Source organism: Facklamia sp. P13069 (assembly GCF_050409405.1).
GTDB lineage: Bacteria > Bacillota > Bacilli > Lactobacillales > Aerococcaceae > Facklamia.
This window is the reverse complement of record NZ_JBNUPN010000018.1, coordinates 1-24,115: the sequence shown is the minus strand read 5'-3', so window position 1 is coordinate 24,115 and position 24,115 is coordinate 1. Positions and strand designations below refer to the sequence as shown.

Below are 24,115 nucleotides of genomic sequence, written 5' to 3'. Positions count from 1 at the left end.
AGAACAATTAATAAGCGTATCAGTATTATTTTAATAATAATTAATTTACTCGCTTTTCTTCCTTTTATTGCATATTTGTTTCATAAATTCTAAAAGGAGACCTTATTAAAAAAATAAAGGTCGTCTTATTAGGGCAAATGAATGTTAAATAATCTTAAAACAGATTTTTAATCTATGTTTGACCGTTGGGGGGCTCAAGAATTTGAGTCTTCTTAATAGGACGCAGGTATTGTCTAATAAAAAGATTTCAACTCAAATCATAAGTAATAGGTTAACCAACTCCATTGTTAGTGTTCGGTCAATAATAAAGAGTGTCATTCAATATCAAGGATCAGTTAGGGCACAAAATAATTAAAATTTAAACCATTAACTATACGTTTTGTTTGCACTCTGTGATATACTATCTTAAAAAGGAGGTTGTTCAAATGATTCATTATACGTCAACAGATTTAGGGACCAATGTTTCAGAAGAAGAAGTGATTAATCAAATCAAACAAGCCACTAAACCTATTCGTTTCACCCATTGGGAAGGGATGGGTACTCCCATTCATAATCAAGAAATTTCGAAAGAAGAAGCCATTGAAATTATAAGAAATGAACACACAACATTGATTACTGAAAATGATAAAATCATTAATGTGCAGACCTTTGAGGCATATAATAGACCCTAATTCTTCAAATCAATGCAGTCGTTAATTGGAACGATTGATGCGACGGTTTAAACAATAAAAGTCTGGTGGTTTAAAAGTTAAATAAATAGGGCTGAGGATAAGACAACTTTATCTTCAGCCCTATTTATTTATCTTACATTAAGTTTTATATATTTCTAAGATTGTTTTCATTATTTTACACAAAATTCTGGACTGGATTAAACGCTAGATGCTCAATTTTTATGGTCTGTAAGCATCCCTTTAGGGGGTTCAAACAGTCCTGTGCTAAACTATTACTAAAGAGAGATGGAATCTTTCCAGTACTAGAAAATAGAAGGAGTGTTTGATATGAAAGCCATTGTTATCAATCAATACGGCGATACCGATCAATTTGTAGAAGCCAATCTACCTAAACCGCAGCTTAAAGACAATCAAGTTTTGATTGAATTGCATGCCACATCCATCAACCGCTTTGATACCAAGGTGCGAAGAGGTGAGATGGCTGAAGTAATTTCTTTTGACTTTCCCATTATTTTGGGACTGGATGCTGCCGGAGTAGTGGTGGAGATAGGTAAAGATGTTACTCAATTCAAAGTGGGGGATGAAGTCTTTGCCAATTCCTCTTTAAAAAGTGGAACCTACACTGAGTATGTGGCGGTTAAGGAGAGTTTAGTTGCCCATAAGCCGAAAAATATAACATTTAAAGAAGCGGCCGCTGTTCCAATGGTGGGTCTAACTGCTTGGCAAGCCATGGTGGAGTTTGGTCGAGTTAAAGAAGGTGACCACGTGCTGATTCATGCCGGTTCGGGTGGTGTAGGCAGCTTTGCTATTCAAATCGCTAAAAGTTTTGGTGCTTATGTTTATTCAACAGCCAGTGGTAAGAATGAAGACATGCTTAAAAAGCTGGGCGTTGATAGCTTCATTAATTATAAAACCACTGATTTTGCTGAGGTGGCTAAAGACTTAGACTTAGTCTTAGATACCTTGGGTGGCGAAACACTAGCTAAAAGTTTGGCTCTCGTAAAGGACGGCGGACGAATTGTTTCTACCGTGGGTCAAGCCGACCAGGAAAAAGCTAAAGCAAGAAACATTACGGTTGAAGCTCTTGCGGCCAAATCGAATGGAAACCACTTAGCCAAACTAGCTGAGTTAATTGAAAAGGGCCAAGTTAAACCTTATATCGGGCATGAATTCCCATTGACGGCTCATGGCTTAAGTGAGGCTCATAAAATCAGTGAAAGCCACCATGCTAAGGGTAAAATAGTGATTGTCATTAAATAAGGCCAATAGCTTTCTTCAAATGGGAGAAGTACAGCTGACGTAGGCATCTCACTGCTTTTTGAGCAATGCTGATGGCAAATAAATATTTTATGAGCGTTGAAATAAAAAATAGCAATTTTGATTCAAAACACCTTAGCAAACTATCAAAAACAAACGCTATCAATCAGAGTTTTGTTGATTCTGCACAACTATCCGGACTTCGTTTCATGTAATTTATTGTTGTTTTATAAAAGTGTAAATGTTATACTTTATTTACTTTATAAAGCGCTTTAAAGTTAAAATTTTATTAGAAACGGAGAATACACATGAATGAAACAATGCAAATTGCCAATAGTTTGGTGATGTGGATTTTAGCGATTATTATTGTATCAACTGTAATCATTCAATCCTTTATTTTTTATCGTCTTGCAAAGAATCACGTTAAAAACACTAGTTTATTAAGTAATGAAGAGGTAAAGAAATCATTTAAAATTGGAATTATAGGAACGATTGGTCCAGCTTTTGCTGTTTTTGCGGTAGCCATCGCCTTAATTTCTCGGATTGGAGGACCAATTACCTTCGCAAGAATAGGAATTATCGGATCGGCTGCTTTTGAAATTATTTCAGCTCAGATAGGTAGTGGGGGAACTGCTGGTACAGCAGAGTTTATGCCTAAGATGTTATCTGCTGCTGCTTGGGTTATGACTTTAGGAGGAGCAGGATGGCTGGTTGTGGTCTTCTTTGCTACTAAAAGAATAGATGGTATCCAAGAAAAAATGAAAAAAGCCAACCCTTTAACCATCGCTTACATGTCTGTCTTTGCACCTTTTATTATCTTTTTCACCCTAGGTTATAAAGAAGTCATCAATAAGGGAATTTTACAAGAAAACTCTTCGATTGCTCCTATGGCGGCATTAATTGCCGGAGGTTTAGCCACTGTTGCTATTAATAAAATCGTTGAAAAAGATCGTTCTAAAAAGTGGTTGAAGGAATGGTCTATGGGTTTTTCAGTTATTGCTGCAATGATTGTTGGAAGCATATTAAGTTAAGGAGAGAAAAATGGAAAATAATAAAAATTTATCAAGTAATTTTCAAAAGTCCATACATTTTTGGGGAAGGGTAACAATCGCAATTGCATTAATTTCAACTTTAATGATTCCCTCCTACTTAACCTTTGTATTAGGTCATTATCCTGACATTGCAGATATCATTTCTGGATTAATTTCGATTGTTGGGTTCGTGGGAGTTATTTGGTTCGTAGAGCCGATATCCTATTTCCCCACTCTTGGTCCAGCGGGTACTTATATGTCATTTTTATCTGGTAATATTGGGAATATGCGTATGCCAGTCATCGCTGCTACACAAGACGCTCTTGATTTAAAACCAGGATCTGAACAGGCTGAAGTAGCTGGGATATTTGCTATTATTTCTTCAACACTTACAAATCTTTTCATCTTGGGCATTGTCATGGTAGCTGGTCAAACGATTATCAATAGCTTACCACCTACCATCTTAGCTTCTTTTGATTTTGCCTTACCAGGAGTATTAGGAGCAATGATGATAACGTTAGGTTCCAAGGTTAAGAAAAATAATTTAATGGTTTTAGTCTTAATTGCTGTAGCAACTATGATTTTCATTAAATTCTCACCAAATTTTTTACCAGAAAGTATATATAAATTAATTTCATCAGCTGATGTAGGTATAGTCGCTTTATTAGGAATTGCTTATTCCTTGTATAGGGCCAAAAATGATGTAGAGTCAAACAATAAGGAATAAAAGATTTTAATTGACATTTTAATAATTAGTTAGATTTTAAGGAGGATAAATAATGAACTTTATTGAGAAAGCCAAAGAATTAGAAACTCAAATAATCGAAACGAGAAGATACTTACATCAGTATCCAGAATTAAGTGAACATGAGTTTGAGACTCAAAAGTATCTTATGAAGCGTTTGGAGGAGTTAGGGATACCTTATGAAAAGGTTGGTATAACTTCTTTGGTTGCCCATATTAAAGGTGGGAAGCCCGGTAAGACGGTTGCATTGCGTTCGGATATTGATGCCTTGCCTATTCTAGAACAATCGGGAGCTGAATACTCTTCTAAAGAAGATGGAAAAATGCACGCTTGTGGGCATGACGGTCATATGTCGATGCTATTAGGTGCTGCAAAAATGTTGACAGATATTAAAGAAGAATTACCAGGAGAAGTTCGCTTATTATTTCAAGAAGCGGAAGAAACCTTTACAGGAGCAAGAAGGGTTGTAGCTGATGGAGGAATGGAGGGTGTCGATGCGGTCTTTGGAATGCATGGTATGCCTATCGAAGTAGGAACATATGACATAACATCTGGTTATCGGATGGCAGGGTGCGATACAATCTACGTGAGCTTTGAAGGGGTTTCTGGACATGGATCCATGCCTCATAAAGCAAAAGATACGATTTTACCTGCTGCAGAGTTTGTGACTCAACTCAATGCAATGATCACTAAATTTGTGAATTCACAGTCTCCGATTGTGCTAACGGTAGGTAAATTTAACGGAGGAACTAAAGCAAACGTTATTTCTAAATATACTAAACTAGATATCTCTATGCGTTATTTACATGAAGAGACAAGAAAAATTATTCATAATAAGATTAAAGATTTGGCTGCTGGCTTAGAAAAAATCTATGATATTTCAATCAATGTTGAAATTGAAGAAAGTACAATTAGTTTGTATAATGATGAAAGAATCACTGAAATTGCTGCTAAAGCAGCTGAAAAAGTTTTTGGACCTGGAAAGAACGTTCACGGCCCAATCATGATGGGATCAGAAGACATGCCATATTACTTCCAAGAAGCACCTGGAGCTTATGCAATGATGGGTTATAGCAATGAAGAGAAAGATACAATTTATTTCCCTCACCATGAAAAATTCAATATTGATGAAGACTATTTGAAGTTTGGTGCAGCCCTACATGCGCAATTCGCATGGGATTTCTTACATATAAGCGAATAGTCTTTTGACTACTACTGAAAGTATGTTTTTAATTTAAGGATACTGATCTTTTTTGGCTCTATGTCAAATAGGGTGGATGGAAGAAAAAAACTTCCTTCCATCCTATTTATTATAGAGCCTCTTTTTTCTAATAAGCCTAATGGTTAGTAGACTTACTGACGATTAGGTTTTTTATTAATTAATTAGGCTATACACATATGTTACAAAACAATGATTATTAGCTAACAGATTTTGATTATAAGGGACTTCCAATTGATACTGAATAGAAGCGCATAATTGATAAACGCAATGACTATCATCAAATAATTAACTCTCTTCACTTGATAGATGCTTCTCGAACCGGCTTTCTTCAACCTAATGATAAAGAGCTAGCTGAAGCTTATTGTAATTCGGTATAATTACAGGTGGAGCTGACTTGTTCGCATATAAAATTTATGTTCCACAAGTTTACGTGCGATAGAAAGATTTTGTTGAACAGATAATAAAGCGTGAAGAAAAATGTTACACTTCTCTTCTAAAATTACGCTGCTTCAAATTTTTTGATTGTTTTATTAAAGGAGCTATTTCTATGAGAAACACTCAAACTTCAAAAAATTAAGCCGGCTGTTGGAAATGCTTTTAGGGCTAGTTATCCTTTTAAGCATTTGTTCTTCATCTCTTTGTCTATATTTACGAACATGATAACTATACAAGATAGGACTATTAATTAGAAAACACAGGCATTTTCTTCGCTAGAAAAGTTGGAAACCACGCTAATCACTAGCGCAGAGAGCGAACAACATCTAAGTAATTTGCTGAAGGAGCAGACGGCCTTACTCGTTTTAAGAGATAATTATGAAGGTTTTCTAAGGGCTGATTTTGAGGAAGGAGATAAAACTTTTACTATTACTCTTACAGATGAAGATTTCAAAGCTTCAATTAATTTATTAGGGGCAGGCCATCCAGATGTTTTGCCAGCATGGCAGAAGATGAAGAAAGAACTAAAAGCTGCTTATAATGAAATTGCCAAAGGGTTGGAAGGCGATTACCGCTTCAACTTGGTAAATCCAGCTGCTACAGACGAACAGGTCTGATCAATTTTAATTGTGTATGATATACCGATGAGACATACGAGTAGATAAACTTAAAAGATAAGTAACTTATGCCTTCAATTATTGAAGTTTTTTTAAATACTTAAAATAACTATCAATAAAAAGCGAATTTGATTGGGGTCTTGCTAAAACACAGACAAGATACAATAAGAGGGAATTTCTTAATAAAGATTATAAAAATATTGTGGAGCAGGATGGTTTTGGATCCTTCTTCAAAGCATCCTGACCATCATGCAGTTGGAATCTAGCTTTCTATCGACTTCAGCTCATCAGCTGCTGTAGGGGCTGTCTTGAACTATCATTGTCACTATCAATACTATCACTTTGAATTTAGACGACAAGTGAGCCAATAGCTAAAAAGCTCGCCTGCTAGGGCGAGCTTTTGTGTGAGTAAACCTAGATTAGGCAGCTTCAAACTGACTATTATAGAGGTCGGCGTAGAATCCTTGTGCTTGAATTAATTGGTCATGGTTACCTTGTTCGATGATATTACCATCTTTTAGGACTAAGATTAAATCAGCATTACGAATAGTTGATAAGCGGTGGGCAATGATAAAGGAAGTTCGACCCTCAGTTAATTTATCCATGGCTTCTTGGATAAGCACTTCTGTTCGTGTATCTACTGAAGATGTTGCCTCATCTAGAATTAATAATGGCGCGTCCTTAATGAGCGCACGGGCAATGGTTAGTAATTGTTTTTGCCCAACTGATAGGGTAACTTTTTCATCTAAGATAGTGTCATAAGTATGGGGGAGGGTATTAATAAAATGGTCAATGCCGACAGCTTGACAAGCCGCAATCATTTCAGCTTCTCCCACATCTTTTTTATTAAAGAGTAAGTTTTCACGAATGCTTCCTTCAAATAGCCAAGTATCTTGTAAAACCATAGAGAAGTAATCATGAATTTCACTACGTTTCATTTTTTGGATATTTTTACCGTCTAGACGAATCTCACCCCTATCAATTTCATAAAAGCGCATTAATAAGTTCACAATTGTGGTTTTCCCCGCACCGGTTGGCCCAACAATGGCAATCTTTTTGCCTGGCTTGGCATAGGCAGAGAAGTCGTGAATAATCATTTCTTCAGGATCGTAGCCAAAATGAACATGGTCGAATTCAATTAAACCCTTAACGTCTTCTAATTGACGCGTCTTATGGTTTTCATCTTCTAATTCTGCTTCATTAAGAAAATCAAACACACGAGCCATAGCAGCGCGAGCCTGAGCTAAAGCTTGGCTGGATTGAGCCAACTGTTGAATCGGCCGAGAGAACATCCGAATATACATCATAAAGGCGACAATGACTCCAATCGTTATCTGACCTTCGATTACTAAGGCTGCACCGAAGATACACACCAATACATAACCAAAGTTACCAATAAAAATCATTAAAGGCATGGCAATACCTGAGAGAAATTGGGCTTTCCAAATGCTACTTTCTAAATCTTCATTAATCGTCCGAAAGGTTTCCTTGGCGAATTCGATGGCATTATATGAACGTACAATAGCATGGCCAGTATACATTTCTTCTATATGGCCGTTAATGTCGGCTAAGTGGTTTTGTTGTTGCTTAAAAAAGCTTCTGGATTTTATCATTAGAAAAATAGTGATTCCAAAACCAACTACAACGGTTGCGATAGAAACAAAGGTCAAAGTAACATCTGTGCGAAACATCATAATAAGTGTTCCGATTAACATAGTGGTAGCAGAAACAAGGGTAGACATACTTTGGTTGAGTGTTTGTCCTAAAGTGTCTAAGTCATTGGTCACTCGTGACAGGGTATCGCCTTGCGAATGTTGGTCAAAATAATTAAGAGGCATGCGGTTGACCTTGTGACCAATCCCTTCACGCAAATTTTGCGTTAAACGTTGTGAGATAGTTGCCATGATAAAGGAAGCACCGTAGTTGGCAACAGCCCCCAAAGCAAACAACATAGCTAAATAAGTGGCTTGTTGACTGATCTTTTCTAAATTCATTTCATTCATCATGCCTTGAGCAATTAAGTCGGTAATTTGGCGAATTCGATCCGGTCCGATTACTGAAATATAAGAACCAGCTATTGAGAAAAGAAGAGCCAATGCAAAAATTAGACGGAAGCCCTTGCTATAGGTTCTTAAAGTAACAGTTTTATCTTTATTTTCCATTGTCAAGTTCCTCCTTGTTTAATTGTGAATAAGCGATTTCTTGATAGATTTTGTTGGATGTTAATAATTCTTGGTGGGTTCCTTTACCAACAATTCGTCCCTTTTCTATGACCATAATCAAATCAGCATCCATGATGGTTGAAATTCTTTGACCGACAATGACTTTAGTCATTTCTTTGGTTTTTTCAGCTAGAATGTGGCGCAATTTACGATCGGTTTGATAGTCAAGGGCTGAGAAGGAATCATCAAAGATAAGAATTTGCGGTTTTCGACCGATAGCTCGGGCGATGGCTAAACGTTGCTTTTGCCCACCTGAGAAGTTGGTACCGTCTTGAGCCACATAACTTTGTAATTGTTCTTCTTTTTCAGTGACGAAATCTTTTGCTTGGGCGATATCGATGGCCTCCCATATTTCTGCTTCACTGAGTGGGCTTTGGCTGGAATCGCCAAAATCAATATTAGATTCAATGCTTCCTGAAAATAAGACAGACCTTTGGGGGACATAGCCAATAATTTCGTTTAGGCGTTCACGAGGATAGTCTTTGATCGAATTGCCATTAATCAAAATTTCTCCTTCAGTGGTATCGAATAAACGTGGAATCAAGTTGATCAAGGTGGATTTACCAGATCCAGTTGACCCGATAAAGGCGAGGGTTTGACCAGCTTTTGCTTCAAAGGATATATCCTTAAGTACAGGCTTAGAAGCACCTGGATAAGTAAAGCTAACATCTTGGAATACCAGCGACCCTTTATCTTTTTCTTGTGGGGCCTTTTCTGGAAAGATGAGACTCGATTTAGTATCTAGTACTTCACCGACTCTTTTAGCAGAAACCATGGTACGAGGCGTTATAATGAAGATCATAGTCATCATCATAAAACCAATCACTACTTGCATGGCATAAGATGAAAAGACAATCATATCTGAAAAAAGAACGATTTTTTCTTGAAAGGCAGCAGCTGCAATCAAATAGGCGCCTACCCAATAAACTCCTAAAGTCAAACCGTTAGAAACAAGCATCATTAGAGGGTTCATAAAACTCATTGTTCGGTAAATGACTAAGTTTAAACCGGTTAGTTCTTGGTTAGCGTCTGAGAATTTTTCGGTTTGATAGTCTTCCGCATTATAAGCACGAATTACGCGCATACCGGATAGGGTTTCTCGCATGATACGGTTCAAGCGGTCGGTTAAGCTTTGGACTAACTTTTGTCTAGGTAAAACGATGGATAAGAGGATAATAATGGTTGTTAACATTAAGCCAACAGCAGTAAAGGTTACCCACATCCATTCCACATTTTTTGTAGAAATTTTACCAACAGCTAAAATAGCCATCATCGGTCCTCTAACAATAATTTGTAGGCCCATAGCCAAGAAGACTTGAATTTGAACGATGTCATTGGTTGTTCGCGTTAATAAGCTAGGAATGGAGAAATCTTGCAATTCTTTTGTTGAGTAATCCATAACAGAATCAAAAACGTCACGTCTCAATCCCGAGGCAAAACTAGCTGCCACTCGTGCTGATAGGAAGACAACTATCAGCGATAAGACGAGACCAATAATCGATAGACCAACCATCTTAGATCCTGGATGATAGAGATCTGAAACAGCTACTCCCGGATTTTGCAGTCTTTGTGTAATTTCTGACATATAGCCAGGTACTTGCAATTCAATCCAAACGCTAGCAATGATTAAGATAATAGCAGTTATCATCGTGGCTACTTGTTTAGCGGTTAGTCTTTTAAATATTTTAAGCATGAGTATCCTCCTTTTGATCCAATAATTTATTGGCCCTTATAATATTTTGGTCTATTCGTAGAAAAATTTTATGCAAGCAATTAATTTCTTCTTGTGAGATTCCATTCAGAAGGGTTTGTTTGATCATGATAATAAACGCTTCAATTTTACTCGATTTTTCAAGACCTAATTTTGTTAATTGTATGACTTTATGACGTTTATCTTCCGCATAGGGAAAAGTTTCAATAAAACCATTACGTTTCATCCGTTGAATTAAATGGCTGGCCACAGATTTAGAAATGTTTAAGTGGTCTTCAATATCCTTTTGAAAAACGTCTGAGTCTTGATGGCAGTAAAGGTACATAATAGTGTGTCCTTGTGGACCGTCTAAATGTTGTATATCATAATCATTTGCATAACGCATTTTAAGTTGTTCGGCCTGGTGGATTGTATGTTTTAAATGATAGAGCATGGAAGTCTCCTTTCATATTAGTTACCATGAGAACTATTTTAAAGCAATCCTTTCCAATGTCAATCATTATGATCTGAAAGCTCTCTCTTTTTAAGATTTAATATTTCCTCCAAAAGCTTCATTCCGGCTTCTAATTCATTAAAATCAGCTCTAGCATATCCAACTACTAAACTAGCGGGTCTTCTTTTTTTATTTAATTCATAGTCTGCTAAAGGGGATAGAGCCATGCTGCTTTTTTTTGCTATCTCAACAATTTTACTTTCACTAAGAGTAGTAGCGTGAATTTCCAATAATAGGTGGAGCCCCGCGTTTGTACCAACAATTTTGAGATTATCGAAGTTTTTAGCCCATTCTTCTAATAATTGTCTTTTCTTAGCATATTTTCGTCGCATGCGGTTAACATGACGCGTAAAATGTCCACCAGCCATGAATTGTGCTAAGACATTTTGGGTCAATCGTGGAACGGGACAAGAAAAATAATAAGGGTATTCTTTAAATTTTTGTAAGAGCGAGTCTGGTAAAAGTATAAAAGATATTCTTAAAGCGGGACTAATTAATGATGAAAAAGACTGTAAGTAGATAACATGGTCATGTGAGTCGATCGCCTTTAAAGGGGGAATAGGCTTACCTTGATAGCGAAATTCACCATTGTATTCATCTTCAATTATCCATTTATCGTCTTGATTGGCCCACTCTAATAATTCTTGTTTGCGTCCGATTGTCATAATCGAGCCCGTCGGAAACTGGTAAGAGGGGGTAACATAGAGTAAGTCCATTTCTTTTTTATCAGTGGGACTAGGATTTGCACCTTCTTGATCTAATTCAATCGGTATCTGTTCAATTTGATTGGCTTTTAAAAAATCACCCCAACGATGAAAACCAGGATCTTCAACACCGATTTTAGCCTTACCAATCAATTTAACTAAGAGTAAAAGTAAGTTTTCAGTTGAGGAGCCAATAATAATGTGACTAGGAGAAGCCTTAATTCCTTTGGCATTCCATAAGTAGGTAGCAATCGTTTCACGTAAATGATGTTCACCGAGTTTAGAGCCTTTTTCAGTCAAATATCTTGCATCTTGATTGAGACACTCCATAGTAATTTTTTTCCAAGTGGCTACTGGAAATTCAGGATCCACTCCCTTGTAACGCCAATCAATAGCTGGCTGGCTTTCTGCTTCTATTTCACTTAGCTGCCATTGATTGGGTTCTTTTAAACTTAACTTTTGGCTGAGAACGAAATATCCCTTTCGCTGAATAGCTTCAATATAGCCTTCTGCAGCTAACTGATCCAAACTAGCTGTTATAGTATTAAGGCTGACCCCACGGTCTTTAGCCATTTGTCTTTTACTAGCTAGCTTTTCACCGGGATTTAATTGACCTTGTAGGATTCTTTGTTTGATTTCATTATATAATTGTAAGTATAACAATCTGGTACCCTCACATTCTTTTGTTTTGGTACTTTATATAGTACCAAAATCTTTTATCATATAGCTATAGAAGGGAATGATTTTATGTCTAAAGAAATTATTGATCCAAAAACTTTTGTCGGTGGCGTGATTATGGATGTTATGAATCCAGAGCAAGCTAAAATTGCTGAAGCGGCGGGTGCAGTGGCTGTTATGGCTCTAGAACGTATTCCAGCAGATATTCGTCAAGCAGGTGGCGTTAGCCGGATGTCCGATCCAGCCTTAATCAAGTCGATTCAAGAAGCTGTTTCTATCCCGGTTATGGCTAAAGTGCGTATTGGTCATTTTGTCGAAGCGCAAATCTTACAAGCTATTGACGTTGATTTTATTGATGAATCTGAAGTTTTATCACCAGCTGATAATGACCATCATATAAATAAGACAAATTTCCAAATACCTTTTGTATGTGGAGCTAGAAATATTGGCGAAGCTCTCCGTCGTATTCAAGAAGGAGCTTCCATGATTCGGACCAAAGGAGAAGCGGGAACAGGAGATGTGGTTCAAGCTGTGACCCATATGCGGTCGATCCAAGCGGGCATTAAACGTATTCAAGCCATGGATGAAGATGAACTATATGTCGAAGCCCGTGACTTAAAGGTACCTTATGATTTACTTAAAAAAGTGCATGAAACGGGTGAATTACCAGTAGTTAACTTTTCTGCTGGTGGGGTAGCGACTCCTGCCGATGCAGCTTTAATGATGCAATTAGGTGCTCAAGGGGTCTTTGTTGGGTCTGGTATTTTCAAATCAGGTAACCCTGAAAAAAGAGCCAAAGCAATTGTTCGAGCTGTTGAAAATTATCAAGATCCTAAAGTCATCGCCGAAGTGTCAGAAGATTTGGGTGAAGCCATGGTCGGCTTGAACCCAGATGAAGTCGAAGTGATTATGGCTAATCGCGGTAACTAATCGAAAAGATACATGCTTCAAAAAAGACAAGGTCTGCCATGGCAAACCTTGTCTTTTTGTTTTTAAAATGGAACTAGATTCTATTGTGTTTAATATCTTCGTTCTGATTGAAAGTAGAGAAGAGGCTAATAACGATTGACAGTAAAGCTGCGTACCAGAAGTTTTCAACTTGAATACCATCCAACATACTGTCTACTAATTGAATCATAAAAGCATTAATAGCAAGGTTGAAGAAACCAAAGGTCAGTAAATTAATGGCACAGCCTGCAAACTTTAATAAACGTCCTAGAGTTCCACTTACTAATCCCAATAAAATAGAAAAAATAATGACAGACAATAAACTAGTGACAACAATCCCGGGGATTATGTAACTTAAAACAAGAACCACTAAAGTTGTTGTTAAAATATTTTTCATTCAATCACTCCTTTTATAATATTATAGCAGAAATTATCGCTTCTAAATACTTCTAAATTCTTTTAAAGGGCTTACAATTATGCCATAATGAGAAAGTAAACAATTAATTAGGAGGTCATATAATGACATTTAACAAAATAGAAAGTCAAAACATTCCAGATATTCACTCGGTGGGACATTTATATGTCCATGAAGAAACGGGGGCTCAAGTTCTATATCTCGAAAATGAAGATAAGAATAAATCTTTCACCATTGGCTTTAAAACACCGCCATATAGTGACAATGGAATTACGCATATTATCGAACATTCAGTTCTCAATGGGTCTAAAAAATATCCGTCTAAAGAACCTTTCGTAGAGATTATCAAAGGATCGATGAATACCTTTGTAAACGCTATGACTTTTGCCGATAAAACCATTTATCCTGTCGCTTCAACGAATGACCAAGACTTTAGCAACTTGATGAGCGTTTATTTAGATGCCGTTTTCGAACCGAATTTCCGTCAAAATCCTCAAATTTTAGCGCAAGAGGGTTGGCATTATCATTTAGAAAAGGCTGAGGATGAGCTGATTTATAAAGGGGTCGTCTATAATGAAATGAAAGGGGCAATGGCTTCACCGGATGATCAAATGTATCATGCCATGAGTCAATCCTTATATCCAGACTCTATTTATCAATATGAATCAGGTGGTCTACCATCAGCTATTACAGATTTAACCCAAAAAGAATTTGTGGACTACCATCAAGAATATTACCATCCAAGCAATTCATTAACCGTTCTTTATGGTGACTTAGATATTAACCATGCTTTTGAGAGGTTAGAAGAATACTTTTCAGGAAAAGGCAAAACACCAGCTGTAGATTTAAAATTTAATATCCAAGAGCCAAGTCAAAAAGAAATTAATAAACACTATTCGATCACTGAAGGAGATGACCCAGCTGACAAAGACTATCTATGTTTAGCTTGGCATGTTTCGACTGCTGACAGATTACTAGAAGCCATGGCCTTTGAAATTTTGGAAGAAATTTTATTCGGTAATAACCAGTCTCCTTTGAAGAAAGCACTCCTTGATGCGGAAATAGGTGGCGACATCAGTGGAGGTCACGATTTACCTGGTTATACTGAAGTTTTTATGATTCTAGCTAAGTACTCGTCTGCTAGTAAGATGGAGGACTTTAAAAAGGTTGTTAAAGAAACCTTAGCTAAATTGGTTGATGAAGGAATTGATCCAGCAATTATTCAAGCTTCCATTAATAAAATTAGCTTCCGTTTGAAAGAAAGAGTCATTTCAGAATCACGTCCTCGCGGCCTTTTTTATACCTTATCGGCTTACCAAACCTGGTTGTACGACTTTTCACCTTTTGACATTCTTTCCTTCTCTGAGAGGTTAACAGAATTGCGAAAGCTTGCCAAAGAGGGCTACTTTGAAAAATTAATTGAAGAAAAATTGTTAAACAATAACCACCGTGTGGCAATCACGCTTGAGGCAAGTCCAGGACTAAGTGATCAAAAAGAAGCCAAGCAAGATCAAGAACTACAAGCATACAAGTCTCAACTCTCTCAACAAGAGGTAGAAGATTTGGTAGCTTCCACTCAAGCCTTAATTGAACGTCAAGTATCGGTCGATAAACCAGAAGATTTAGCTAAAATCCCTATGTTAACTAAGGAAGACTTAACAACAGAAACAGAAGAATTACCTTTGACAATTAATCCGCTTGAAAAGAGTCAAGGTAAGTTTTATCATGCAGACCAATTCACCTCAGGCATTGATTACTTATCGCTTTATTGGGATATTCGTGATCTTGAAGTCGAAGAATACTCACGCCTTTCATTATTAGCCAAGTTGATGTCAGGCCTTGCTACAAAAAACTATTCTTCTGATCAATTACAACGGCAAATGGATACCCACACCGGTGGCATCTTAGCCTCAGTAGATATCGTTCCCAAATTAGACGGTAGTATTCAAACCTATTTTGCCTTAAATGGAAAAGCACTGGAAGCTTCATCCGATCATTTGATCGACTTAATGCAAGAAATTATGACTTCGACCTTGATTGAAGATCAGCAAGAAATCTTACGCATCATCCAAGAATTAATTGCCGGTTTTGAAAACCGTATAAACTTTGGGGCTCATGTTTTAGCCCTTAAACGCGCACTGAGCCAGTATAAGCCAGCTCTTAAATTAGAACAAATGACTTCAGGCATTGATTTCTTTAATTATTTAAAAGAATGCCGTGACTTACTCAAAGAAGGAAAAGGCGATCGATTATTAGACCAATTAAAGACTAGCTATCAAAAAATCCTTAACTTTAACCGTCTAAACATTTTATATACCGGTAATCAAGAGCGAGCAAGTTTGGTTAAAAATAAGGTGCTTAAAGCGTTTAATCAGCTTCCATCAAAAGATTTAGGACCTTTGCAAACTTATCCAACTGGCAAGAAACAAAATGAAGCTTTTGTCACCGCTCAAGATGTCAACTATGTTGGTCTTGCGGCTGATGCTAGTGACCACCTACAGTATTCAGGTGCTTCTAAGGTCCTGAGCAATGAATTGAATTTAGGCTATCTTTGGAATACCATTCGTGTACAAGGTGGAGCCTACGGTTCTGGTTATGGTCATGATCGGTTAGGTTCTTTATATATGATGTCCTATCGTGATCCTAATATCCGCCAATCAGTAGAAAGTTATTTAGCGATTCCTGCTTATGTGCGCCAATTAGAGCTTTCAGAAAGCGAGCTACTTAAGAATATCATTGGCAGTCTTTCACCATTAGAACGTCCTAAATCAGCACACGAAAAAGGAGTAGAAGCCTTCACCTTGCATTTAACTGGCTTAGATTATCGAATGATTAGTCAGTTAAAAGAAGAGATGATTGCTGTAACGAATGAGCAACTAAATGACTTAGCAGATGGATTAGAAAACGCACTTCAAGATTACACTCTAGCAGTTATTGGTAATAAGGCGAAAATTGAAAAAGATAAAGACTTATTCGATGTAATCTATGAATTATACTAAGCTATTTAACTGGTTCAAATTGAAAGAGAAAAAGCATCCTATTTTTTTAGGGTGCTTTTTTATAAGGAGTATTAAACTAAGTTTTGTGGTTGATTTTCAAGATAACGATAGATGTTTTCAAAAGCGATTTGAGCTCTTAAATCCATCGCTTCATGGGTAAAGTAACCAACATGAGGAGACAGTAGGATGTTTGGTGCGGTTAGCAGCGGGTGGTCTTCACGAAGAGGTGCCTCGCTATCAAAGACATCAATTCCGGCTCCAGCAATCTCTCCATCCTTTAAGGCTTGGGCTAGGGCATCACTATCAATGATTGGACCGCGAGCGCAATTAATCAAAACGGCTGATTTTTTCATAGCTTGTAATTGATCTTTTCCAAAGAATTGCTGGGTTTCGCGGTTAAGTGGAAGGTGGATAGTGATGATATCACTCTTAGCTAGTAATTCTTCTAAGGAGGAGTAATCCATTCCCATATTGATTAATTCCTGATCACGACTGCGATTGAATCCCATTAAGTTAGCGCCAAAGGCCTTGAATAATTTAGCCGTTTCTTTACCAATTTTTCCAGTTCCAATAATTCCTACCGTCTTGCCTTTAATTTCAGAGCCTTGCCGAATACCAGGAAAGTCTTCGGTCATTCTTACTTCTTGGTCGCTAGCCTTGAGTTGACGGAATAAATTAAGCGTCATCCCTAGGACTAATTCAGCGACGGCTGTATTGGCATAGCCAGCGGCATTCGAAACTAAAATGTCGCGATCTTTGGCTTTGATTAAAGGAATATGGTCGACGCCAGTAAAAGCCACATTGATATATTTCACCTGATCTAGCTGGTCTAAAACTTCTTCAGGCAAAGGATTGTTAGCTAAGGTAAGAATATCTGCCCCTTGACTGCGTTCAATCAATTCTTCTGGATGGGTCGTTTTTTCAGGGTAATATTTAAATTCATGGCCTGCTTCTATTAAAGGTTTTGCCAGTTCTTCAATCCGTTCTTGGGGGACTTTTAAGTTTTCTAGAACAACAATTTTCATAAAAAAACCTCCTAATTAAATAGTAACTTTAATTATACGATACGCTATTGACAATTAATTGCAAATAAAATGAAATCAGTGTTTACAGATTATATGAAAAGGTATACAATAGATTCATTAAATTTAGAAAGGAGTTAAAACAATGAACACTATGAACTTATTTGTCTTTCATTTAATTATCACAAAAACTCCTTTCATAATAAATAGGAAGACTCACTAGCTAATTGATCTAGGAGTCTGTCATTATGCAAAAAGACACCTATTTAAGGAGCACCTTAAATAGGTGTCTTTTATGCTTACTTATTATGAAAGGATCTAGGAAGAAGGAGAGAGATGTTAGCAGCATTATATCAATTTATTAAGGAACATAAAATGGCTTATTTCATTGGCGGCCTACTAGCCATTTTATCAGGCTTATTAGCTATCGTTCCCAATTATATTATTCAATTATTCATTGATGCCATTGTCAAAAAATCTTTAGATTCAAAGACTTTAATTTTTTATTTAGCCGTTTTCTCAGTAGCGGCTGTATCAAATTATATCGTAGAGGCTTCTTGGTTGGTGATTCTTTTTGGTCGTTCATCACTTTTCACCAAGCAAGTCCGTCAAAAATTATTTCGCCGACTCACTTATTTAAAATTACCTTTTTATGAAAATTACCGCTCGGGTGATTTAATGACGCGGATGACTTCAGATATAGATCGTTTGGGGGAAACATTAGCTTATGGTTTTCTAATTATCATTTCAGATGGATCTTGGCTGATTTCAATTCTTTTAGTCATGTTTATTACTATTTCCTGGAAATTGACCTTAATATCAATTATTCCTTTAATTCTTTTTGGGGTGATCATTCATTTCCTAGGACAAGAAGCCGATAAACGCTATGAAGCCAGCCGCGATGCGGTAGCTAAATTGTCTAACGAAGTGCTTGAAACAGTTGATGGGGTACGCGTAATCCGTGCCTATGGAAAGAAAGACTTAGAGCAGGTGCGTTTTCAAGAAAGAACCAAAGATGTTGTCAAACAAACCAATGTGATGAACTTCTTATTTGGTTTTTTTGGACCTTCTGCTCGTATCTTTTCTGGCCTTTCCACAGGGATTGGTCTAGCCTTAGGGGCATACTACGTCAACCAAGGCCAATTATCAATAGGTCAATTGATTACCTTCCAAATTTATCTCGGTATGTTTAATGAAGTGATTTGGGGGATGTCTGATTTGATTGCGATCTATCAACAGGGTCAAGTTTCACACCGTAAGATTCAAGAAATCGAAGAGGCTGATGATCTCTTTGGCAAAGAAGGCGACCGATCGATTAGTCAGATTGAACAAATTGATTTCAAAGATTTTCAGTTTGCCTATCCTGATGATCAAGAGCCAGTTATTCAAGCCATCAATTTTTCTTTAAAGGCGGGTCAAACTTTAGGAATTGTTGGCAAAACCGGTTCAGGTAAGTCGACCTTAGTGCGACAACTCTTACGCCAGTATCCTGTTGAAGATCCTGAATCCTTAAAGATTAACGGCCATCCGATTGCTGATTATCATTTTGAACAATTAGCTAGTTTGATTGGTTATGTTCCTCAAGACCATGTGCTTTTCTCTCGCTCAGTCAAAGATAATATTCTTTTTGGAAAGTCTGATGCGACAGAAGCGGAGCTGAACGAGGCCATTGAAGCAGCTGATTTTACTAAGGATATGGCCCATATGAATAAGGGCTTAGAAACCTTAATCGGTGAAAAAGGGGTAGCCATTTCAGGTGGACAAAAACAAAGAATTGCGATTGCCCGTGCTTTAATTCGTAAGCCGGAGCTTTTAATTATGGATGACTCCTTGTCTGCAGTAGATGCTAAAACCGAAACGGCTATCATTAAAAATATTCAAGCAGCACGTCAAGATAAAACCAATATTATCATTACCCATCGTCTTTCAGCTGTTTCGCATGCAGACTTAGTTTTAGTCTTAGAAGATGGGCGCATCATTGAAAGAGGAAAACCTGAAGAACTATTAAAAACTAAAGGTTGGTATTACCAACAGTATCGTAATCAACTAATGGAGGAGGGCGAAAATGGAAACTTTTAAACGTTTATTGTCCTATTTGAAGTATGCTAAATGGAAATTTTTATTAGGTGTTTTCTTTCTAATTGCTTCGGTCGGCCTTTCTGTTTATGCTCCTTTATTAGCTAAAGATTTAATTGATTATGCAGCCAATCAAGTCAGTAATAATCAAATCATTGAACAAGGCAAGGTAATTAGCTTCTTCATTCGCTATGTCTTGATTTTGGTTTCTTCGGCAGTCCTTTCTTACTCTGCATATATTTTAATGGCTTTTGTGGCCAATCAGTTGAGTAAAAAGGTGAGGGATCAAGCCCATCAGCACATGCAAACCCTACCGGTTTCATACTTTGATGATAAACCGGCTGGAAAAATTGCGGCTCGAATTGTCAATGACACGGAAGTTTTGCGTCAGTCCTTTTATCAAAACTTTTGTAACCGTATGTTGATTAACTTAATGACGGTCATTGGTATTTATGCCGCCTTACTCTACGTCAATTTAAAAATTGGTTTAGCCTTTCTTTTATTCATCCCACTTTTTATCGTTTGGCAAGTTATTTATATGCGTAAAATTGCGCCAGTCAATACTAAATGGCGTGAAAGTATCTCTGAATTAAACAGCAAAACGGCTGAGATTATTCAAGGGGTAACAATTGTTCAAGCCTTTGGACAAGAGGAAATGCTCAATGATGAATTTGAAGCAACCAATGAAGAATGGTATCAATCAAGACTCCAATCCCAAAAGATTGATTCTAGACTCTCTTGGTCCTTGGCTGATTTATTAAAAAATATGGGTATTTTATTGGTAGTGACCTATTTAGGAACTCAATACTTAGAGGGCATCTTAGGTATTTCTGTCGGTAAATTATATGTGTTAATTAATTATGTATCGCGCCTTTTTGATCCGATTACACAAATTGTGCGTTTAATGACTATGTTGCAACAATCTTTAGTTTCAGGCTCTAGGGTCTTTTCCTTGATGGATCACCCCAGTGAAAAAGATCAAGCAGCAGTCTTTGAAATGGGTGAGGGGCGTGTTAGCTTTCAAAATGTGAACTTTGCCTATAAAGGCGATCAAAAAGTCTTAAAAAATATTAATTTTGAAGTTGAGCCTGGTCAGACAATTGGTTTAGTCGGTCATACCGGTTCAGGAAAATCTTCGATAATTAATTTAATTTTCCGTTTCTATGATCCACAAGATGGAACGATTTTGATTGACGGCCAGGATATTCAAGACTTTTCGCGTGAGAGTGTTCGAGCCGATATGGGCATCGTCCTACAAGAGCCCTACCTTTTCTCAGGAACCATTGCTAGTAATATCTCTATGAATGATCCGGAGATCAGCCAAGAAAAGATCATGCAGGCTATCGAACAAGTTGGGGCCAAAGAAATGATGGCTAAATTAGAAAAGGGGATCGATGAAGTAGTGGTTGAAAAAGGTCAATCCCTTTCTTCAGGGGAACGGCAGTTAATTTCCTTTGCGCGTACCCTGGCTGCCGATCCTAAGATTTTAATTTTAGACGAAGCAACTTCACATATTGACACTGAGACTGAAACGATCATTCAAGCAGCCATGAAAGTGCTACAAAAAGGTCGGACAACTTTTATCATTGCGCACCGCCTATCGACTATTCAGCATGCCGATCAAATTATTTTGATGGATAATGGCGAAATCAAAGAAAAAGGCAACCATCATGAATTGATGGCTTTAAATGGACAGTATGCCGAAATGTATCGGATGCAGGCTAAGGTTTCCTAGTTTCTAAATTCTCAAGCAAAAAACACCGGGTAAATGCCCCGGTGTTTTTATTGCTTAGAATTAATTTATAAAATGGCTGACTTATTTATCGTAGATAAAATGCTCAGTTTGATTAAAGGCGTTTAAACGAAATTGTCCGTCACGATATTCAACAATGGATAGGGAACAATTAGATAGGGGTTGTCCACTCTCGAAATCTGCCACTAAACCGTGAATTAGATTGCTAATGGCCATGCCATGGCTCATAATCAATATTTTTTGATTAGTTCCCGCATGCTTATTTAATAGAATTAAAAGTCCTGATTCAATCCGATCCCAAAATTCAACATAATTTTCAGCCCAATGTTCAGGGTCTAAATGTTTTACTAGCTTTAGAAATTTAGGCATTTCAATTGGTTTATCCATTTTTTTTACGTCAATACCACCGGCCAATAAATGCTCATCCACTGCATCATACAGATTGGAAGCAGGTTGACCTTCAAATGAACCAAAGAAGACTTCCCGTAATTCCTTCATTAATTGGATTTCGTAGTGGTCTTTGTGATGGTTTTCATCCAGAACATAGCGGAGAGTTTCTTGCGTTCTGTGTAAATCGCTGGAATAAACCGCATCAAAATGGATATCTGCAATGCCACGACCAGAAGCTCTTGCTTGCTCAATTCCTTTAGCAGTTAGGGGGGCATCGGACCAACCTTGCACTTGACCATTGTGATTAAATATCGTTTCACCGTGCCGCATAAAGTAAAAAGTAACACCGTTAGACATAAATTCCCTCCGTTCTTTATTCTCTTTAATTATAACCTTATTGCCAATTATTGTCTAAGCAATCCGATTGAATTTATCGATTTTGCTTAGACATTCAAGTGCAATTACTCAATGATTATGGTAATCTATAGAAGTTATAAGAAGGGAGAGTAGCCTAAATGGGGTTGTTAAATACCAAGTCTAAAGACCAAATCAAAAGCTTAGTTGTCAAAATAAAAAAGCAGCTTGATGGGCTTTCTTTTGGCTCATACGCGGCGGAAGTTTCTTACTTTATTCTCTTAGCCGTTGTTCCTATTCTCTTAGCCTTTTCCAACTTGATTGTGCTCTTACCTTATTCTTATGAAGAAGTCATTGTCTTTTTGAGAACTTCTTTGCCTGGACAAGTGGCTAAGTCCTTAATCCCAATGATTCAACAGTACTATCAAACAGCTTCTACTAGCTGGGTACCAATTGGTTTAGTCTTAGCTTTATGGCCTGCTTCCAATGTGTTTAATGCCTTGCAAAGAGTGCTCAATCAAATATATAGGGTAAAGAGTAAGAGACACTTTTTGATTCAACGCTTATTTGCCTATCTTTTTACCTTAGTCAGCGTCTTAGTTATTTTAGTTTCAACCTTTATTTTTACTTTCGGTGAGTATTTACTGACTTGGATTGACCAGTATTTAAGAAGTGATTTGAGCTTTTTGTTTACTTGGTTAAGAGGGGGAAGTTGGGGGTCTTTATTTTTCCTCTTTATTTTTCTAGTGATTGTTTATACCTATTTACCGCATCATCAATTAAAATATACTAAAGCTATTCCAGGATCCTTATTCTCTGTATTAACGTTTACTCTTTTAGGTAAATTATTTGGGACCATTATTCAATTTAATCAATCACTTAATAGTAACACTGCCTTGGGTGCAATTTTAGTCATCATGTTTTGGATTTATCTAAATTGTCTCATATTTTTTATCGGCGCTTTTATAAATGTTCTAACTTTAGATTTTAAAGCAGTTAATAAGAGACTTTAATGAAATGATTCGATCTATCAAATCCATCGATTAAGTCTTATCCTTAAGGAGGAAGAAATATTAATGCAAATAAATAGAAGAATTGCTAGTTATCAAGAAAATCGAATTGATTATGGCATTGTTTTAACTGTTTTGTTGTTATGTTTAGTGGGCTTAGCCGTTGTATATGCAACTACCGCAATGATTTCCAACCAAGGAATCGGGCCGACCTTACAACAAGCCTTGTGGTACGCCTTAGGTTCTCTGGTCGTTATTATCGTTATGCAGTTTGATAGTGAACAGTATTGGAAATTATCTATTTACTTTTACGGTATTGGTCTGTTTTTACTGGTGCTCGTCCTTTTTTTCCATGATCGCCAAACAGCAATCATGACGGGAGCTAAATCCTGGTTCAAATTAGGTTCTTTATCTTTTCAACCTTCAGAGTTGATGAAACCAGCCTTGATAGTTTATCTGTCACGATTGGTAACCGAACACAATAATCAAAATACTAATCGAACGATTCAAAGCGACTTTATTTTGATTGGTAAACTCTTATTGGCTTCCGCACCTGTATTAATATTAGTGCAAATGCAAAATGACTTGGGAACTAACTTGGTCATGCTGTCTATTATCGCTGGATTGATTCTTTTATCCGGTGTTTCATGGAAAATTTTATTTCCAGCTTTTTCAGTTGTTTTCATTGTTGGTGGGGGATTAATCTTACTGGCCGTCTTATTCCCAGATGCCTTACTGAAAATCGGCTTCCAACCTTATCAGTTAGGCCGGATCACTACTTGGTTAGAACCCTTCTCAGACACCAGAGGTGAATCTTACCAACTGGTTCAATCGATCTTAGCGATTGGATCTGGTCAACTCTATGGTAAGGGCTTTGGCATTTCCGAAGTGCCAGTTCCGGTTCGTGAATCAGACTTTATTTTTACGACTATTGGTGAAAATTTTGGTTTTTTTGGTGCGGCGATTATTCTGGTGATTTATTTTGTTTTGATTTATCAAATGGTTCAAACTTGTTTTGAGACTCAAAATGAGTATTATACTTATATTTCTGCAGGAGTTATTACCATGATTCTTTTCCACGTTCTAGAGAATGTGGGCATGACTATCGGTTTACTGCCAATTACGGGAGTACCATTACCCTTTATCTCTCAAGGGGGATCGGCCATACTGTCTAATATGGTCGGAGTGGGTCTGATACTCTCTATGCGTTACCATCACCGATCCTATATGTTCTCAGAAGCTGACCCTTATATGTACGGTGATCGTAAGCAATACTAAAACAAAAACGAATCCTATGCAGGATTCGTTTCAGACTGAAGACAAACCCTTTGTGAGTTAATCTCAAATAAAGGGGTTGTCTTT

At 37.1% G+C, this 24,115-nt stretch carries 20 protein-coding genes; 13 read left to right on the top strand and 7 right to left on the bottom strand.

The genetic code is table 11. The features are described from left to right. Positions 1–425: 425 nt before the first annotated feature. The 7 genes from ACQV2T_RS06385 to ACQV2T_RS06355 all read left to right on the top strand — a co-directional run bounded on the left by ACQV2T_RS06385 (position 426) and on the right by ACQV2T_RS06355 (position 5,978). Complete coding sequence (locus tag ACQV2T_RS06385) at positions 426–671, top strand: hypothetical protein (RefSeq protein WP_428881916.1); 246 nt, start codon at positions 426–428, stop codon at positions 669–671. A gap of 327 nt (positions 672–998) precedes the next feature. Continuing rightward, complete coding sequence (locus tag ACQV2T_RS06380; RefSeq protein ID WP_428875378.1) at positions 999–1,931, top strand: NADP-dependent oxidoreductase; 933 nt, start codon at positions 999–1,001, stop codon at positions 1,929–1,931. 71 nt (positions 1,932–2,002) lie between these two features. Then, positions 2,003–2,143 carry a hypothetical protein gene (locus ACQV2T_RS06375; RefSeq protein WP_428881913.1) on the top strand — a complete coding sequence of 47 codons (141 nt, stop codon included), beginning with the start codon at positions 2,003–2,005 and terminating at the stop codon, positions 2,141–2,143. 93 nt (positions 2,144–2,236) lie between these two features. Then, on the top strand, positions 2,237–2,959 hold the full coding sequence (locus ACQV2T_RS06370; RefSeq protein WP_428893371.1) for a DUF5058 family protein: 723 nt from the start codon (positions 2,237–2,239) through the stop codon (positions 2,957–2,959). A gap of 10 nt (positions 2,960–2,969) precedes the next feature. Beyond that, on the top strand, positions 2,970–3,686 hold the full coding sequence (locus tag ACQV2T_RS06365; protein WP_428874151.1) for a hypothetical protein: 717 nt from the start codon (positions 2,970–2,972) through the stop codon (positions 3,684–3,686). 52 nt (positions 3,687–3,738) lie between these two features. After that, the gene (locus ACQV2T_RS06360; protein WP_428874150.1) at positions 3,739–4,905 is read left to right on the top strand and encodes an amidohydrolase; all 1,167 of its coding nucleotides are present in this window, start codon (positions 3,739–3,741) and stop codon (positions 4,903–4,905) included. A 740-nt stretch (positions 4,906–5,645) separates the two neighbouring features. Further along, positions 5,646–5,978: a hypothetical protein gene (locus ACQV2T_RS06355; RefSeq protein ID WP_428893370.1), complete on the top strand. Its 333-nt coding sequence runs from the start codon at positions 5,646–5,648 to the stop codon at positions 5,976–5,978. Between the two features lie 419 nt (positions 5,979–6,397). Here the strand turns inward: ACQV2T_RS06355 and ACQV2T_RS06350 are convergent, their stop codons facing one another. From ACQV2T_RS06350 to ACQV2T_RS06335, 4 genes are read right to left on the bottom strand one after another with little or no spacing between them, the layout of a single operon-like run. Further along, positions 6,398–8,140 carry an ABC transporter ATP-binding protein gene (locus ACQV2T_RS06350; protein ID WP_428874146.1) on the bottom strand — a complete coding sequence of 581 codons (1,743 nt, stop codon included), beginning with the start codon at positions 8,138–8,140 and terminating at the stop codon, positions 6,398–6,400. Continuing rightward, positions 8,130–9,893: an ABC transporter ATP-binding protein gene (locus tag ACQV2T_RS06345; RefSeq protein ID WP_428893369.1), complete on the bottom strand. Its 1,764-nt coding sequence runs from the start codon at positions 9,891–9,893 to the stop codon at positions 8,130–8,132. The genes ACQV2T_RS06350 and ACQV2T_RS06345 overlap by 11 nt, the downstream gene beginning before the upstream one ends. Next, complete coding sequence (locus ACQV2T_RS06340; RefSeq protein ID WP_428874144.1) at positions 9,886–10,344, bottom strand: MarR family winged helix-turn-helix transcriptional regulator; 459 nt, start codon at positions 10,342–10,344, stop codon at positions 9,886–9,888. The genes ACQV2T_RS06345 and ACQV2T_RS06340 overlap by 8 nt, the downstream gene beginning before the upstream one ends. A 59-nt stretch (positions 10,345–10,403) precedes the next feature. After that, positions 10,404–11,771: a PLP-dependent aminotransferase family protein gene (locus tag ACQV2T_RS06335; RefSeq protein WP_428875373.1), complete on the bottom strand. Its 1,368-nt coding sequence runs from the start codon at positions 11,769–11,771 to the stop codon at positions 10,404–10,406. Positions 11,772–11,855: 84 nt separating this feature from the next. On the opposite strand from ACQV2T_RS06335, the gene pdxS reads away from it, so the two are divergent. Then, entirely contained in the window at positions 11,856–12,716 is an 861-nt protein-coding gene (gene pdxS / locus ACQV2T_RS06330; RefSeq protein WP_428874142.1) for a pyridoxal 5'-phosphate synthase lyase subunit PdxS, read from the top strand. 73 nt (positions 12,717–12,789) lie between these two features. On the opposite strand, the gene ACQV2T_RS06325 is transcribed toward pdxS, so the two are convergent. After that, on the bottom strand, positions 12,790–13,131 hold the full coding sequence (locus tag ACQV2T_RS06325; protein WP_428874141.1) for a phage holin family protein: 342 nt from the start codon (positions 13,129–13,131) through the stop codon (positions 12,790–12,792). Positions 13,132–13,253: 122 nt separating this feature from the next. On the opposite strand from ACQV2T_RS06325, the gene ACQV2T_RS06320 reads away from it, so the two are divergent. After that, positions 13,254–16,148 carry an insulinase family protein gene (locus ACQV2T_RS06320; protein ID WP_428893368.1) on the top strand — a complete coding sequence of 965 codons (2,895 nt, stop codon included), beginning with the start codon at positions 13,254–13,256 and terminating at the stop codon, positions 16,146–16,148. 71 nt (positions 16,149–16,219) lie between these two features. On the opposite strand, the gene ACQV2T_RS06315 is transcribed toward ACQV2T_RS06320, so the two are convergent. Further along, complete coding sequence (locus ACQV2T_RS06315) at positions 16,220–17,173, bottom strand: NAD(P)-dependent oxidoreductase (RefSeq protein WP_428874139.1); 954 nt, start codon at positions 17,171–17,173, stop codon at positions 16,220–16,222. A 333-nt stretch (positions 17,174–17,506) separates the two neighbouring features. Between ACQV2T_RS06315 and ACQV2T_RS06310 the strand changes: the two genes are divergently transcribed. Together ACQV2T_RS06310 and ACQV2T_RS06305 are read left to right on the top strand one after the other, a co-directional pair. Further along, positions 17,507–19,249, top strand: coding sequence for an ABC transporter ATP-binding protein (locus ACQV2T_RS06310; RefSeq protein WP_428881909.1), 1,743 nt, complete (start codon positions 17,507–17,509; stop codon positions 19,247–19,249). Then, a complete protein-coding gene (locus tag ACQV2T_RS06305) occupies positions 19,236–20,981 on the top strand; it encodes an ABC transporter ATP-binding protein (protein ID WP_428874137.1) in 1,746 nt (581 codons plus the stop codon). The genes ACQV2T_RS06310 and ACQV2T_RS06305 overlap by 14 nt, the downstream gene beginning before the upstream one ends. 81 nt (positions 20,982–21,062) lie before the next feature. Here ACQV2T_RS06305 and ACQV2T_RS06300 read toward each other — a convergent pair whose 3' ends face one another. Beyond that, positions 21,063–21,746: a histidine phosphatase family protein gene (locus ACQV2T_RS06300; protein WP_428874135.1), complete on the bottom strand. Its 684-nt coding sequence runs from the start codon at positions 21,744–21,746 to the stop codon at positions 21,063–21,065. A 158-nt stretch (positions 21,747–21,904) separates the two neighbouring features. Between ACQV2T_RS06300 and ACQV2T_RS06295 the strand changes: the two genes are divergently transcribed. Both ACQV2T_RS06295 and ACQV2T_RS06290 read left to right on the top strand, forming a co-directional pair. After that, positions 21,905–22,756 carry a YihY/virulence factor BrkB family protein gene (locus ACQV2T_RS06295; protein ID WP_428875498.1) on the top strand — a complete coding sequence of 284 codons (852 nt, stop codon included), beginning with the start codon at positions 21,905–21,907 and terminating at the stop codon, positions 22,754–22,756. A 63-nt stretch (positions 22,757–22,819) separates the two neighbouring features. Beyond that, positions 22,820–24,031 carry an FtsW/RodA/SpoVE family cell cycle protein gene (locus ACQV2T_RS06290; RefSeq protein WP_428874133.1) on the top strand — a complete coding sequence of 404 codons (1,212 nt, stop codon included), beginning with the start codon at positions 22,820–22,822 and terminating at the stop codon, positions 24,029–24,031. Positions 24,032–24,115: the final 84 nt, after the last annotated feature.

Bases quoted from the DNA above. Each gene is read 5' to 3' on its own strand.
- ACQV2T_RS06320 (WP_428893368.1), top strand. From the start codon at position 13,254: ATGACATTTAACAAAATAGAAAGTCAAAACATTCCAGATATTCACTCG.
- ACQV2T_RS06370 (WP_428893371.1), top strand. From the start codon at position 2,237: ATGAATGAAACAATGCAAATTGCCAATAGTTTGGTGATGTGGATTTTA.
- ACQV2T_RS06325 (WP_428874141.1), bottom strand. From the start codon at position 13,131: ATGAAAAATATTTTAACAACAACTTTAGTGGTTCTTGTTTTAAGTTAC.
- ACQV2T_RS06380 (WP_428875378.1), top strand. From the start codon at position 999: ATGAAAGCCATTGTTATCAATCAATACGGCGATACCGATCAATTTGTA.
- ACQV2T_RS06360 (WP_428874150.1), top strand. From the start codon at position 3,739: ATGAACTTTATTGAGAAAGCCAAAGAATTAGAAACTCAAATAATCGAA.
- ACQV2T_RS06365 (WP_428874151.1), top strand. From the start codon at position 2,970: ATGGAAAATAATAAAAATTTATCAAGTAATTTTCAAAAGTCCATACAT.
- ACQV2T_RS06315 (WP_428874139.1), bottom strand. From the start codon at position 17,173: ATGAAAATTGTTGTTCTAGAAAACTTAAAAGTCCCCCAAGAACGGATT.
- ACQV2T_RS06295 (WP_428875498.1), top strand. From the start codon at position 21,905: ATGGGGTTGTTAAATACCAAGTCTAAAGACCAAATCAAAAGCTTAGTT.
- ACQV2T_RS06305 (WP_428874137.1), top strand. From the start codon at position 19,236: ATGGAAACTTTTAAACGTTTATTGTCCTATTTGAAGTATGCTAAATGG.
- pdxS (WP_428874142.1), top strand. From the start codon at position 11,856: ATGTCTAAAGAAATTATTGATCCAAAAACTTTTGTCGGTGGCGTGATT.
- ACQV2T_RS06350 (WP_428874146.1), bottom strand. From the start codon at position 8,140: ATGGAAAATAAAGATAAAACTGTTACTTTAAGAACCTATAGCAAGGGC.
- ACQV2T_RS06375 (WP_428881913.1), top strand. From the start codon at position 2,003: ATGGCAAATAAATATTTTATGAGCGTTGAAATAAAAAATAGCAATTTT.
- ACQV2T_RS06340 (WP_428874144.1), bottom strand. From the start codon at position 10,344: ATGCTCTATCATTTAAAACATACAATCCACCAGGCCGAACAACTTAAA.
- ACQV2T_RS06310 (WP_428881909.1), top strand. From the start codon at position 17,507: ATGTTAGCAGCATTATATCAATTTATTAAGGAACATAAAATGGCTTAT.
- ACQV2T_RS06345 (WP_428893369.1), bottom strand. From the start codon at position 9,893: ATGCTTAAAATATTTAAAAGACTAACCGCTAAACAAGTAGCCACGATG.
- ACQV2T_RS06290 (WP_428874133.1), top strand. From the start codon at position 22,820: ATGCAAATAAATAGAAGAATTGCTAGTTATCAAGAAAATCGAATTGAT.
- ACQV2T_RS06300 (WP_428874135.1), bottom strand. From the start codon at position 21,746: ATGTCTAACGGTGTTACTTTTTACTTTATGCGGCACGGTGAAACGATA.
- ACQV2T_RS06385 (WP_428881916.1), top strand. From the start codon at position 426: ATGATTCATTATACGTCAACAGATTTAGGGACCAATGTTTCAGAAGAA.